The organism is Streptomyces sp. DSM 118878, from assembly GCF_052936595.1.
In genome coordinates, this window is record NZ_CP193622.1 from 5,006,761 (window position 1) to 5,020,031 (window position 13,271).

The window sequence follows — 13,271 nt, forward strand, 5'->3', positions numbered from 1 at the left end:
CCGCGGGGTCCGGGCGGACGAACCGGAGGGACACCATGACCGAGCTGCCGCCGGCCCTCGGCGCCGACGACCACGTGACCGGGCCGACAGGTCCGTGCCCGGGAGAGTAGGCGCGGCCGTGGACCTCACGTACACCGAAGCGGAGGAGGAATTCCGCGCGCATCTGACCGAGTGGCTCGCGCGCACCCTCCCCGGCCTGCCGCCGCGCCCCGACCCGCTCGACTGGCCGGGCCGGCGGGCGTACGACACCGGCTGGCAGCGCAGGCTCCACGACGCCGGGTACGCGGGCCTGCACTGGCCCGTCGACGCGGGCGGGCGGGGTGCCACGCCCACCCAGCACCTGATCTTCCTGGAGGAGACCGAGAAGGCGGGCGCCCCCTACGTGGGGGCCAATTTCGTCGGCCTGCTGCACGCGGGCCCCACCATCGCCTCCGAAGGCACGCCCGAGCAGCGGGCGCGCTGGCTGCCGCCCGTGCTGCGGGGCGACGAGGTGTGGTGCCAGGGCTTCAGCGAGCCCGACGCGGGAAGCGACCTCGCGTCGCTGCGCACGCGCGCGTGGCGGGACGGCGACCACTACGTGGTGAGCGGTTCCAAGGTCTGGACCTCCCACGCCGAGGTCGCCGACTGGTGCGAGCTCCTGGTGCGCACGGAGCCGGTGAGCGAGGCCGTGCCCAAGCACCGGGGCATCTCCTGGCTCGCGATGCCGATGGACGCCCCCGGGATCACCGTGCGCCCGCTGCGCACCCTCGCCGGCTCCACGGAGTTCGCCGAGGTGTTCCTCGACGAGGTCCGGGTGCCGGTGGCCAACCGCGTGGGCGCGGAGAACGACGGCTGGCGCGTGACCATGGTGACCCTCTCCTACGAGCGCGGCACGGCCTTCGTGGGCGAGGTGGTGGCCTGCCGCCGCGTCCTCGGCGAGCTGGCCCGCGAGGCGCGCGGGAACGGCCGCTGGGACGACGCGGTGCTGCGGCGGAGGCTCGGCCGCCTGAGCGCCGAGTTCACGGCCCTGTGGCGGCTCACGCAGTGGAACGTGAGCGAGGCGCAGCGCTCGGGCGGGGTGCCGGGGGCGGGCGGCTCGGTCTTCAAGCTGCGGTACTCGCACGCGCGCCAGGAGCTGTACGACGCCGCCGCGGAGGTCCTCGGCGCGGGCGCGCTCGACCTGGGGCGCGAGTGGACCCTGGACCGGCTCTCCTCGCTGTCCTACACGATCGCCGCGGGGACCTCGCAGATCCAGCGGAACATCGTCGCCGAGCGGATCCTCGGCCTCCCGAAGGGGCGGTGAGGTCGGACGTGGACTTCCAACTCACGGATGATCAAGAGGCGTTGCGGAAGGGGATGCGGGAGATCCTCGCGGGACGGTTCTCCCTGCGCGAAGCCGTGGATGCCCCCGAAGTCATGGATGCCCCCGGCGGCCGCGTCGACAGGGGCCTGTGGCGCGCGCTCGGCGACGCCGGGTTCTTCTCCCTGGTGCTCGACGAGGCCCGGGGCGGGGTCGGCCTCGGGCTCCCGGAGGCCGTGCTCGCCTTCGAGGAAGCGGGGCGGGCGCTGCTCCCCGGGCCCGCGGTGGCGTCGTTCCTGGCGGCCGGGGAAGTGCCGGGCGCGGCCGAGGGGGCAGCCGTGGTGACCGCGGTCGACGGGGTGCTCGTCCCGTGGCTGGAGGACGCCGACGCCGTACGGGGCGACGTCACCGGAGCCGTGCCCCTGCGGTCCGTCGACCCGCTCACGCCCCTGCACCGCGTGCCGGGCCCGGCGACGCGGGCGCCCGCCGACGCGGTGCTCCTGACGGCCGCCGAACAACTGGGCAGTGCTGGACGGACGTGCGACATGGCGGTGCGGTATGCGAGTGAACGTACGCAATTCGGGCAGCCCATCGGGTCCTTCCAGGCCGTGAAGCACCTCTGCGCACAGATGCTCGTACGGACCGAGATCGCCCGCAGCGCCGTCTACGCGGCCGCCGTGACCAGGGACGATTCGGAGACCGCCGGCGCCAAACTCCTGGCCGACGACGCGGCCACGCGCAACGCCCGGGACTGCCTGCAAGTGCACGGCGGCATGGGCTTCACCTGGGAGGCTGAGGTGCATCTGCACCTCAAGCGGGCCTGGGTGCGTGCCGAGCTGGGGCGCACGGCGGCGGAGGCCGAGGAAGCGCTTGCGGCAGCTCTCTGACAGCGGACAGTGACGCTACGGAGCGTTGATACCGGGTTGTGTCCTACGCGTGACTCGTCACGGCATGGAGTCGGTGTCCGCCTCGGGTACCTTGTCTCAGATGCGAGTGGTTCTGGGTCTGAGCCATCCCGGTGTTGCCTCAGTGGCGGCGCCGGATCCGGCGATGCGCGCCGCTCGCCACGCAGGGCACGGTCCCGTGCCCGCCTGTTCGACCCCCCGCCGTACGCGTCGCACAGTATGCAGCACGCGTACTCCTTCGCGCTGGAATATGCCTGAAGCGCTTGTTGGGGTGACTGAACGTCAATCATGCTGTCTCCGATGGGGTTCACGTTCCGTGACCCTGTGGAGTCGCGAGGCGATGTGTCCGCCGGTTCGGATGGTGTGAGCGGTGCAGGTGCTTCATGTTCAGCTGGAGGTCGGGGCTGACCCCGCGGAGGTGGGACGGGCCAGACGCTGGGCCCGCTCGCGACTCGCGGGTTCAGGTATAGAAGCCGACGAACCGGTGGCCGAGACGCTGATCCTGCTGATCTCGGAACTGGTCACCAACGCGGTGGTGCACACGGGCTGCCCAGCGGTCCTGCGCATGCTGCTCCCCGGCGTTCCCGAGGACGCGCCGCGCACGGTCCGCGTCGAGGTGGTCGACACCAGCGCCAGGCCGCCCAAGCAGCGCCACGCCGAGGGTGACGACACCAACGGCCGCGGCCTGGAGCTCGTGAGCGGGCTCGCCGACCGCTGGGGCTGGCAGCCCGAGGGCGCGGGCAAGAGCATCTGGTGCGAGGTGGACCGGTGCGATCCGGACGCCCCCGCCGTCGCCTTCGACGGGGTGTCGTACGGAGAGACCGACGGGGTGTCGTACGGAGACACCGACGGGGTGTCCTACGGGGACACCGACGTCGACGCGGCGTACGAGGCCGTCTGAGCCCTGGGGCTCGCTCTCCTGCGCCGTGTGCGCCGTCGCGTGACGCGGTGCGCGCGCCCGTGCGCGGGTGGGGCAAAGCAGGCATAATTCCCTTGTCGCCAAGCGGGTATTGACGCGCAGTGTCCAATTGATCACGCTTGTGGACAGCGATTCGCCGCGAGGGGACGACGAGGGCGCCGGCCGCGGTGGCCCTTGCCGAGACGCGAGTCGCGTCGGCGTCGGTCCCCTCGCGCGCGAGGGTGAGTGCCGGGTGCCGAGCCGGACGGCGGCGTGCGGCACCGCACTCGGGGGGCGGAGTCCGCGCGCCGCCGTTCCCGCGGCCCCTACAGCACGGCCACCGGGGCCACGGGCGTGCCCGTACCGCCGACGAACGGCTCCGGCATCGCGGACAGCAGGAAGGTGCACCGCGAAAGTTCTGCACAGGCTGTGGACAACTTTTCGAGATTCCAGTTCTGGCCCTGAATCATCCCCATTTCCACCAGATCGAGCGCATGGACGGGAAGCCACAGGTTCTCGATCTCCGGCGGGAAGATCTCAAACGTGAGGGTGTCGTTGGCGACCGCCGCCACGTCACGCGCGTGGAACCACTCGGGCGTACGCACCGAGAGGCCCGGCGACGGATAGCCGTACGCGTGTTTGTCGCCCGCGAGATAGACCTGGATCTGGCCCGTGCGTACGAGGACGATGTCCCCCGCGCGGACCGCGACACGCCCGAACTCCGCCGCCTCGTCCAGGTCTTGGGGCGTCACCGCGTGGTCGCCGGGCAGCCGGTCGAGGCCCTTGGCGCGCGCCACGTCGAGCAGGACGCCGCGCGAGACGACGTGAGGGACTTTGTCGATGCCGCTGAACCGGGCGCGGGTGTGCGCCGTGATGGTGTCCGCGCGGCGGCCGTTGTAGATCTTCCCGGAGTGCGAGGCGTGCGTGAGCGCGTCCCAGTGCGTGGCCGCCTGGAGTCCCATCGTCACCGCGTCGTCGCTGGTGGCGACCGTGCCGGGGCCGAAGAGCTCCTGGTTGATCTGCACCATGGTGTGGAGGGGGTTCGCGCGGCCCGGTATCAGGCCCGTCTGGACGCCGTCCTCCTGGAGGGGCAGTGCCAGCGGGACGCGGCGGCCCGTGCGGACCTCGGCCGCGGCCGCGCGCACGGCCTCGTCGGTGATGAGGTTGAGCGTGCCGATCTCGTCCTCGGCCCCCCAGCGCCCCCAGTTGTTCACGCGTTTGGCCAGGTCGTGGAATTCGGCGGGCAGTGCCGAGGCGGTGGGGGCGGGAACGGTGCTACCTGAGTCTGACATGGGTGCTCCCCGGGGCTTGTCTTTCCGTGTCCGACGGGCCCTAGAATCTAACGGGCCGTCAGAAACCGCGGGAAGGGGCCGGGCGTGGGGAACTTCTTGGCAGGCAAGGTGGTGGCCGTGACCGGCGCCGGGCGCGGCATCGGCAGGGCCGTCGCGCTCGCCGCGGCGGCCGAGGGCGCCAAGGTCGTCGTCAACGACTACGGCGTCTCCATGGCGGGCGGCGAGCCGGCCAGCGAGGTGGCCGACGCCGTGGTCAAGGAGATCCGGGCAGCGGGCGGTGAGGCGGTCGCCGTCGCCGACGACATCTCGGCCATGGCGGGCGGCCAACGCGTCGTCGACGTGGCGCTCGCCGAGTACGGGCGCGTCGACGGCGTCGTGTGCGTCGCCGGCATCCTGCGCGAGCGGATGCTGTTCAACATGTCCGAGGAGGAGTGGGACCCGGTGGTCGCCACCCACCTGAAGGGCACGTTCACCGTCTTCCGGGCGGCCTCGGCGGTCATGCGGAAGCAGGGCTCGGGCACGCTGATCGGCTTCACCAGCGGCAACCACCAGGGCTCCGTCTCGCAGGCCAACTACAGCGCCGCCAAAGGGGGGATCATCTCGCTGGTGCGCAGCGCGGCGCTGGGGCTCCACAAGTACGGGGTGACCGCCAACGCCGTGGCCCCTGTGGCACGTACGCGCATGTCCGCCAAGGTGCCCATGGAGCTCAAGGAGATCGGCGAGCCGGAGGACGTCGCCGCGCTCGTCACCTACCTGCTCAGCGACCGGGCCCGTGCGGAGAAGATCACCGGGCAGGTCTACACGATCGCCGGGCCCAAGATCGCCGTATGGGCGCAGCCGCGTGAGCTGCGCGCCGGATACGCGGAGGGCGCCTGGACCCCGGAGAAGATCGCGGACTTCCTGCCCGGGACGGTCGGCACCGATCCGATGCCGTTGCTGGCGCAGCTCGATGCCATGGCCGAGGCGGCGGCCGGCGAACGGCGACCGAACGCCTAGGGGACGGCCGTGGACTTCGGGTTCGGCCCCGCGGACGAGCGGTTCCGTGCCGAGGCGCGGGCATGGCTCGCCGAGCACCTCACCGGTGAGTACTCCCGCGCGTCGGGGAGCGGCGGGCCCGGCAGCGAGCATGAAGGCGTGGCCGAACGGCGGGCCTGGGAGCGCGCGTTGGGCCGTGGCGGGTGGATCGGCCTGGGGTGGGACTCGGACGCGTACGGGAACCGGCGGGCCACCTTGACCCAGCAGGTCGTCTGGGCCGAGGAGTACGCACGCGCGCGTGCCCCCGGGCGGTGCGGGCACATCGGCGAGAACCTGCTGGCGCCGACGCTGCTGGCCCATGGCGGCCCGGAGCTGTGCGCCGAGTTCCTGCCCGGGATCGCCCGGGGCGAGGTGCTCTGGTGCCAGGGGTACAGCGAGCCGGAGGCCGGGTCCGACCTGGCGGCGGTGCGGACCCGGGCCGTCCTCGATCCGGGCGGCGGTGCCTATGCCGTCACCGGGCAGAAGATCTGGACCTCGCTGGCGCGTGAGGCCGACTGGTGCTTCGTGCTCGCACGCACGGAGGCGGGCTCCTCGGGGCATCGCGGGCTTTCGCTCCTCCTGGTGCCGATGGATCAGCCGGGACGGATCGAGGTGCGGCCCATCCGGCAGCTCACCGGGACCAGTGAGTTCAACGAGGTCTTCTTCGACGGTGCGCGGGCGCGTGCCTCGCATGTGGTGGGCGGCGAAGGGCAGGGGTGGCCCGTCGCCATGGGGCTCCTCGCGTTCGAGCGCGGCGTCTCCACGCTCGCGCAGCAGATCGGTTTCGCCCACGAGCTGGCCGGGGTCGTGCGGGACGCCGTCGCCTCGGGGGCGGTGGGCGATGCCGTGGTGCGGGAGCGGCTGGTGCGGCAGTGGGCCGAGCTGCGGGTGATGCGGTGGAACGCGCTCCGCACGTTGGGCGCCTCGGGCGGCGCGGGTTCCGTGGGCGGGGCCCCGAGTGTGGCCAAGCTGCTGTGGGGCCGGTGGCATCGGCGGCTGGGCGAGCTGGCCGTGGAGGTCCGGGGCGCGGCGGGGGCGGCCGGCCCCCGCGACTGGTCCGAGGGATCGCCGTACGAACTCGACGCCGGGCAGCGGCTCTTCCTGTTCTCCCGCGCCGACACCGTCTACGGCGGCTCCGACGAGGTGCAGCGCAACATCATCGCCGAGCGCGTGCTCGGTCTGCCGAGAGAGGCCAGAGGGCCTCGGTGAGGGGTGCGTCATGAGGGGTCTGTCATGAGGGGTCTGTCGTGAGGGGTGTGTCGTGAGGGGTGTCCTCTTTGACGGGAAGCGCGTCGAGGTCGTCGACGACCTGGAGGTACGTGATCCCGGACCGGGCGAGGTGCTGGTGGCCGTGGCGGCCGCGGGGCTCTGCCACAGCGACCTCTCCGTGATCGACGGGACCATTCCGTTTCCGCCGCCGGTGGTGCTCGGGCACGAGGGGGCCGGGGTGGTCTCGGCGGTCGGCGCCGGGGTCACGCACGTCGCCCCCGGCGACCACGTGGCGCTCTCCACCATCGCGAGCTGCGGCACCTGCGCCGAGTGCGACCGGGGGCGGCCGACCATGTGCCGGTCGGCCATCGGGCGGCCCGGCCGGCCGTTCACGCGGGCCGGCAGGCCGGTCCACCAGTTCGCCGCCAACTCCGCCTTCGCCGAGCGCACGGTCGTCAAGGCCGTGCAGGCGGTGAAGATACCGGACGACATCCCGCTGACGTCCGCGGCGCTGATCGGCTGCGCGGTGGTCACCGGGGTGGGGGCCGCGCTGAACCGGGCGCGGGTCGACCGGGGGGACTCGGTGATCGTCATCGGGGCGGGGGGCATCGGGCTGAACGTGCTCCAGGGCGCGCGGATCGCGGGAGCCTCGACCGTGGTGGCCGTCGACGCCAACCCCGACAAGGAGGCGATGGCACGGAGGTTCGGAGCCACGCACTTCTTCACCGCCACGGCACCGGTCCGGGACGTGCTGCCGGGCGGCGCGGACCATGTCTTCGAGTGCGTGGGGCGGGTCTCACTGGTGCGGGAGGCGATCGATCTCCTGGACCGGCACGGCCAGGCGATCCTGCTCGGCATGCCGGGGGCCACGGCCGAGGCGTCGTTCGTGGTCTCGTCACTCTTCCTGGACAAGTCGATCCTGGGCTGCCGCTACGGGAGTTCACGCCCCCAACGCGACTTCGCGCTGTACGCGTCCCTCTACCGGGAGGGGCGGCTGCTGCTCGACGAACTGGTGACGTCGACGTACCCGGTGGAGGACTTCGCGAAGGCGGCGCAGGACGCGGCGGCGGGACGGGTGGCTCGGGCGGTCCTCACGTTCTGATGCAAGAACTGACACACGTTCTGAACCGAGGGGACGGTAGCTTCGGGGGATGAGTTATCGGGAGGTGTGGTCGGGGGGCGTCGCCCGGTGGGCCGTCGTGGCCGTGGCCGCGAGGATGCCCGTGGCGGGCGCGCCGCTCGCCCTCGTCTTCCTGGTGCGGGAGCGGCCCGGCGGCTACGCCCTGGGCGCGGCCCTCGCCGCGGCGTACGTGGTCGGTGAGGTCATCGGCGCCCCGATCCTGGGCATGCGCATGCGGCCCGAGCGCGCGAGGCCGCAGATGGCCGCGGGCCTGGCCGTCGGCGCCCTGGCCTTCGCCGGCCTCGGCGCCTTCCCGCAGGCCCACCCCGCGGCCCTGGCCGCCCTCGCCTTCGTGGCGGGCGCGGCTCCCGCCGCCTGCCCCGGCGGCCTCCGCGCCCTGCTGACAAGTCTCGTACCGGACAAGGCCGTCACCCAGGCCCTGTCCGTCGAGTCCCTCCTCACCTTCGTGATCTGGGGCGTGGCCCCGGCCGCCGTCACCGGACTCGCGCTCGGCGTCTCACCGGCGGCGCCCCTGCTGCTCGACGGGGCGCTGATGGCGGCCGCCGTGGCGGGGCTCTGGATGCTGCCCGCGGGGTGGCGCTCGGACGCCGACGACCGCGGCGGCGAGTCGATGACGCGGATCCTCGCGCGCGCCTGGCCGATCTACGTGACCGGCGCCGCCAGCCTCTCGATGCTCGCCCTCGCCGAACTCGTCCTGCCCGCCCTGCTCGAACAGCGCGGCACGGCCGTCGGCTGGGCGGGACCGCTGCTGGCCGCACTGGCGGCGGGCTCCGCCATCGGCTCGTTCGTCTACGGGCTGCGGAGCTGGCCGGGGCGGCTGCGGACACAGAGCATGGTGCTGATGTTCGCCGTCTCGGCCTGCCTGGCGGCCGTCGCCGTACTGCCCGGGCTCGGGTGGATGTTCGGGGCCCTGGCCGTGGCGGGTGTGCTCCAGGCCGGGGCGATGCTCACCCGCAACCTGTCGCTGCGCGAGGTGCTGCCGCCCAGCGCCCTCGCCGCCGGCTACTCGGTGATGTACGCGGCCGTCGGCGCCGGATACGCGGCCAGCGGTTCCCTCGCCGGAGGCCTCCTGAGCGTCGTCTCGCCGTCCACGGCCATCCTGGCGGGCGTGGGGCTCGGGGTGGCGCTCACCGTGGTCGGCGTCCTGGGAGAGGTCAAGGCTCCCGAGCCGGCCGGACCGCCGGACACCGCGAAGCCCGTGGGCCCGCCCGCGGAGCCCGCGTCACGACCCCGCGGCGACCTCACGGAACGTACGGCGGTACGCGGTGGGAGTGACCCCCAGCGCGACCTGTAGGTGCTGCCGCATCGACTGCGCGGTGCCGAACCCGGCGTCCCGCGCCACCTGTTCGACGGAGAGGTCGCTGGACTCCAGGAGCTGCCGCGCCCGCTCCACCCGCTGTTGCGTCAGCCACCGCCCCGGGCTCATCCCGACCTCCTCGCGGAACCGGCGCGTGAAGGTACGCACCGACATCGCCTCCTGCTCCGCCATGTCCCGCAGCGGGAGGGGCTGTTCGAGGCGGCCCAGCGCCCAGGCGCGGGCCGTCCGCGTGGTCGCGAGCTGCGGCTCGGGCACCGGACGCTGGATGTACTGGGCCTGGCCGCCGTCCCGGTGCGGCGGCACCACCGTGCGGCGGGCCACGTCGTTGGCCACCGCGCTGCCGTGGTCGCGGCGGAGCAGATGGAGGCAGAGGTCCACCCCCGCCGCCACGCCCGCCGAGGTCAGGACGTCGCCGTCGTCGATGAACAGCACGTCGGCATCCACCTCGACCCGCGGAAACAGCGCCTGGAAGTGCTCGGCCGACGCCCAGTGCGTCGTCGCGGGACGGCCGTCGAGGAGCCCGGCGGCGGCCAGGAGGTAGCCGCCCGTGCAGATCGCGACCAGGCGCGCGGCAGGGTTGCGGTGGGCGAGGGCGGCGGCCAGTTCGTCGGTCAGCCGCCCCTCCTCGTACACCGGGCCCAGTTCGTACGAGGCGGGGACCACGATCGTGTCCGCCGTGGCGAGCGCCTCCGGGCCGTGGGTGACCGCGATGTCGAAGTCGGCGTCCGTGCGGACCGCTCCCGGGCCGCGCACCCCGCACGTCACGATCTCGTACAGGCGCCTGCCCCCGGGAGTGCGCGCGCGGCCGAGGATCCGCTGCGGGATGCCGAGTTCGAAGGGGATCACGCCGTCCAGGGCGAGGACGACGACACGGTGGAGGCGGGGTGCCGCGGTGCGAGGTACTTCGGCGCGGGGTACTTCGGTGCGAGGCGCTTCGGTGTGAGGTACTTCCCGGTCGGCCATGGCCCGATCCTAGCGAACACTGTCCCTCGGGCCACTCGTTCCCGGCCTGCCCATGGCCGGATGCTGTGTGACGTGACACAGACAACCGAGCCGCCCGAGCGGACCTCCTCGCCGGGCGGCGCCGAACGTCGGCCCCGCCGTATCCACCGCGCCTGGTACGTCGCCGCCGTCACGTTCGTGACGATCATCGGCGCCGCCGCGTTCCGCTCCCTGCCGGGCCTGCTCATCGACCCGCTGCACGAGGAGTTCCACTGGTCGCGCGGCACCATCGGCCTCGCCGTCTCCGTCAACCTCGCGCTGTACGGACTGACCGCCCCCTTCGCCGCCGCGCTGATGGACCGCTTCGGCATCCGCAAGGTCGTCGCCGTCGCCCTGGTCGTCATCTCCCTCGGCTCCGGCCTCACGGTGTGGATGGACTCGGCGTGGCAACTCCTCCTGTGCTGGGGCCTGCTCGTCGGGCTCGGTTCCGGTTCCATGGCGCTCGCCTTCGCCGCCACCGTCACCAACCGGTGGTTCACCCGACGGCGCGGCCTGGTCACCGGCGTCCTCACGGCCGCCTCGGCCTCCGGGCAACTGATCTTCCTTCCGCTCCTCTCCTGGGTCGTGACCGAGCACGACTGGCGGCCGGCCGCCGTGACAGTCGCGCTCGCCGCTCTGGCCGTCGTCCCCTTCGTATGGCTGCTGTTGCGCGACCACCCGGCGGACGTCGGAGTGAAGCCGTACGGGGCGGACGCGTTCGTGCCGAAGCCGCCGCCCGTCACGGGAGCCGCTCGGCGGACACTGAACGTGCTCCGCGACGCCGCCCGCACCGGCCCCTTCTGGCTGCTCGCGGGGAGCTTCGCGATCTGCGGCGCCTCGACGAACGGCCTGGTCCAGACCCACTTCGTGCCCGCCGCGCACGACGAGCACATGCCCGTCCAGGCCGCCGCGTCGCTCCTCGCCGTCATCGGCGTCTTCGACGTCGTGGGCACGATCGCCTCGGGCTGGTTCACCGACCGCTTCGACGCGCGGCGCCTGCTCGCCGTCTACTACGCGCTGCGCGGTGTCTCGCTGCTCTTCCTGCCGGTCCTGCTCGCGCCGACCGTCCACCCGCCGATGCTGCTCTTCATCGTCTTCTACGGCCTCGACTGGGTCGCCACCGTCCCGCCCACCCTCGCCCTCTGCCGCGAGCAGTACGGCGACGACAGCGCGATCGTCTTCGGCTGGGTCCTCGCCTCGCACCAGATCGGCGCCGCCCTCGTCGCCTTCCTCGGCGGCGTCGCACGCGACGCCTTCGGCTCGTACGACGTGATGTGGTACGCCTCCGGGGCGCTGTGCGCGGCGGCCGCCCTGATGGCGCTGGTGATCCGGCGCCGCGAACCGGCCATCGCCGGCTCCGTCAGCGTGTGAAGCGGCCGAACACCCCGCGGTGGAACAGGAGCGGGTCCGCGTCGCCCTCCGCGGCGCCGAGCGCGTCCACCCGGCCGACCACGATGAGGTGATCGCCGCCGGTGTGCACGGCCTGGATCGTGCAGTCGACCCATGCCGGTGCCCCGGCCAGACGCGGCGACCCGGACACGGGCGCCGCGTCGTACTCCACCCCGGCGAACTTGTCGGCGCCGCTGACCGCGAAGCCGCGGCAGAGCCCGCGCTGGTCGGCGCCGAGGACGTTCACGCAGAAGACGCCCGCGCGCGCGATGCGCGGCCACGACGTGGACGTACGCGCCACCATGAAGGAGACGAGAGGCGGGTCGAGGGAGAGCGAGGTGAAGGACTGACAGGCGAAGCCCGCGGGTCCGCCCTCCGGGCCCGGGGGGCCGCCCTCCGGGCCTGCGGGGCCGCCCTCCGGGGACGGCGCGGTGATCACCGTGACGCCCGTGGCGAAGTTCCCCAGCACTCGCCGGAACTCCCCGGGATCGACCGGCACCCGCTCATCGTCCCCGACCGCCCGCAGCCGCGGATACCCCGCGGCGGTCGTCGTCGTTGTCGCCGTCACGGGCGGAATCCCGGCGGGCGCCGAGGCCGGCAGAGCCCCGACCGACCTGAGGTACCGCACAGCGGTGGCCGCCATCCCTGCGTGTCCCATCACGCCTCTCATTGAAGCTGACGGGGCGTCAGATAGGAAGGGTGTGGCGTTGCCGGCCGGTCTCGCACGTAAGTGCCCTTGTGCCCTCCTCAGTGCCCTTGTGCCCTCCTCGCCCCTACCGGCCTCGGTACGTGGGGTCGCGGCGCTCCACGAACGCGGCCACGCCCTCGTTCGCGTCCGCCGTGGTCATGTTGATCTCCTGCGCGGCCGCCTCCGCCGCGAAGGCCGTCGCCCGGTCCGACTCCAGGGAGGCGTTGACCAGTTGCTTGGTCAGGGCCAGGGCCCGCGTCGGGCCCGCGGCCAGGCGTTCCGCCCACTCCCGGGCCGTCTTCGTCAGCTCGTCGGCCGGTACGACGCGGTTGACCAGGCCGATCCGGTGGGCCTCCGCGGCGGACACGGAGTCGCCGAAGAACATCAGCTCCTTGGCCCGCTGCGGCCCCACCAGACGCGGCAGCAGATACGCGCCGCCGCCGTCCGGCACGAGGCCACGGCGGACGAACACCTCGATGAACCTCGCATCCTCGGCGGCCAGCACCAGGTCGCACGCGAACGCCAGGTGGGCGCCGAGGCCGGCCGCGGTGCCGTTCACCGCGGCGACCACCGGCTTCTCGCAGTCGAGGATCGCCGAGATCAGCCGCTGGGCGCCCCGCCGGATGGTGCGGGCCACGTCACCCGGCACCCGCTCGGCCGCCGCGGGCGCGCCCCGCAGGTCGGCGCCCGCGCAGAAGCCCCTGCCGGTCGCGGTGATCACCACGGCCCGTACGCCGGGGTCGCCGGACGCCTCGTCCAGCAGCGCGATGACGCGTTCGCGCTGGTCCCAGGTGAGGGCGTTCATGGCCTCGGGCCGGTTGAGCGTGATCCACGAGACGCCGTTGTCAGTGGCGTGACGTATCAATGAGTCAACGGGCGGATCGCCGGACACGGGTCCGGTGCCGGGTCGGGCATGGGCGTGGGCGTGGGCGTTGGCGTTGGCGTGGGCGTCGGCATGGGTGTCGGGGGAGGGTGTCATGCGGGGGTGGCTCCGTTTCGTACGGGAGGGGGTGCGGCGGGGAGCGGCCGTGCTCGGCGGGGTGCGCTCGGTATTTGGGCGTGCGGCAGGGCTGGGCGGGTCGTGCTCGGCGTTCGCGCGTGCTGCCGTGCTCGGCGGGGTGCGTTCCGCACTTGGGCGAGCGGCCGTGCTCGGCGGG

The 13,271-nt window shown here is 73.2% G+C and carries 12 protein-coding genes; 8 read left to right on the forward strand and 4 right to left on the reverse strand.

The annotated features are described in order from the left end of the window. Positions 1-118 precede the first annotated feature (118 nt). The 3 genes from ACRAKF_RS22390 (at position 119) to ACRAKF_RS22400 (ending at position 3,085) form a co-directional block, all read left to right on the forward strand. Entirely contained in the window at positions 119-1,282 is a 1,164-nt protein-coding gene (locus ACRAKF_RS22390) for an acyl-CoA dehydrogenase (protein WP_447039081.1), read from the forward strand. An 8-nt stretch (positions 1,283-1,290) separates the two neighbouring features. After that, entirely contained in the window at positions 1,291-2,166 is an 876-nt protein-coding gene (locus ACRAKF_RS22395) for an acyl-CoA dehydrogenase family protein (protein ID WP_447039082.1), read from the forward strand. A gap of 388 nt (positions 2,167-2,554) precedes the next feature. Next, positions 2,555-3,085: an ATP-binding protein gene (locus ACRAKF_RS22400; protein ID WP_447039083.1), complete on the forward strand. Its 531-nt coding sequence runs from the start codon at positions 2,555-2,557 to the stop codon at positions 3,083-3,085. A gap of 323 nt (positions 3,086-3,408) precedes the next feature. Here the strand turns inward: ACRAKF_RS22400 and ACRAKF_RS22405 are convergent, their stop codons facing one another. Next, entirely contained in the window at positions 3,409-4,374 is a 966-nt protein-coding gene (locus tag ACRAKF_RS22405; RefSeq protein WP_447039084.1) for a cyclase family protein, read from the reverse strand. An 84-nt stretch (positions 4,375-4,458) separates the two neighbouring features. On the opposite strand from ACRAKF_RS22405, the gene ACRAKF_RS22410 reads away from it, so the two are divergent. From ACRAKF_RS22410 to ACRAKF_RS22425, 4 genes are read left to right on the forward strand one after another with little or no spacing between them, the layout of a single operon-like run. Next, positions 4,459-5,370, forward strand: coding sequence for an SDR family NAD(P)-dependent oxidoreductase (locus ACRAKF_RS22410; protein WP_447039085.1), 912 nt, complete (start codon positions 4,459-4,461; stop codon positions 5,368-5,370). Between the two features lie 9 nt (positions 5,371-5,379). Continuing rightward, complete coding sequence (locus tag ACRAKF_RS22415) at positions 5,380-6,597, forward strand: acyl-CoA dehydrogenase family protein (RefSeq protein WP_447039087.1); 1,218 nt, start codon at positions 5,380-5,382, stop codon at positions 6,595-6,597. A 52-nt stretch (positions 6,598-6,649) separates the two neighbouring features. Next, positions 6,650-7,699 (forward strand): Zn-dependent alcohol dehydrogenase, encoded by a 1,050-nt coding sequence (locus ACRAKF_RS22420; RefSeq protein WP_447039088.1) that lies wholly within the window; start codon positions 6,650-6,652, stop codon positions 7,697-7,699. Between the two features lie 49 nt (positions 7,700-7,748). Continuing rightward, on the forward strand, positions 7,749-9,032 hold the full coding sequence (locus tag ACRAKF_RS22425; RefSeq protein ID WP_447039089.1) for an MFS transporter: 1,284 nt from the start codon (positions 7,749-7,751) through the stop codon (positions 9,030-9,032). Here ACRAKF_RS22425 and ACRAKF_RS22430 read toward each other — a convergent pair. Further along, positions 8,961-10,019: a GlxA family transcriptional regulator gene (locus ACRAKF_RS22430; protein ID WP_447039091.1), complete on the reverse strand. Its 1,059-nt coding sequence runs from the start codon at positions 10,017-10,019 to the stop codon at positions 8,961-8,963. The two genes, ACRAKF_RS22425 and ACRAKF_RS22430, sit on opposite strands and share 72 nt — an antisense overlap. Before the next feature lie 72 nt (positions 10,020-10,091). Between ACRAKF_RS22430 and ACRAKF_RS22435 the strand changes: the two genes are divergently transcribed. Further along, entirely contained in the window at positions 10,092-11,408 is a 1,317-nt protein-coding gene (locus ACRAKF_RS22435) for an MFS transporter (protein ID WP_447039093.1), read from the forward strand. On the opposite strand, the gene ACRAKF_RS22440 is transcribed toward ACRAKF_RS22435, so the two are convergent. Both ACRAKF_RS22440 and ACRAKF_RS22445 read right to left on the reverse strand, forming a co-directional pair. Further along, the gene (locus ACRAKF_RS22440) at positions 11,398-12,096 is read right to left on the reverse strand and encodes a flavin reductase family protein (RefSeq protein ID WP_447039094.1); all 699 of its coding nucleotides are present in this window, start codon (positions 12,094-12,096) and stop codon (positions 11,398-11,400) included. The genes ACRAKF_RS22435 and ACRAKF_RS22440 overlap by 11 nt on opposite strands. A gap of 103 nt (positions 12,097-12,199) precedes the next feature. Then, on the reverse strand, positions 12,200-12,919 hold the full coding sequence (locus tag ACRAKF_RS22445; RefSeq protein WP_447042110.1) for an enoyl-CoA hydratase/isomerase family protein: 720 nt from the start codon (positions 12,917-12,919) through the stop codon (positions 12,200-12,202). Positions 12,920-13,271 lie beyond the last annotated feature (352 nt).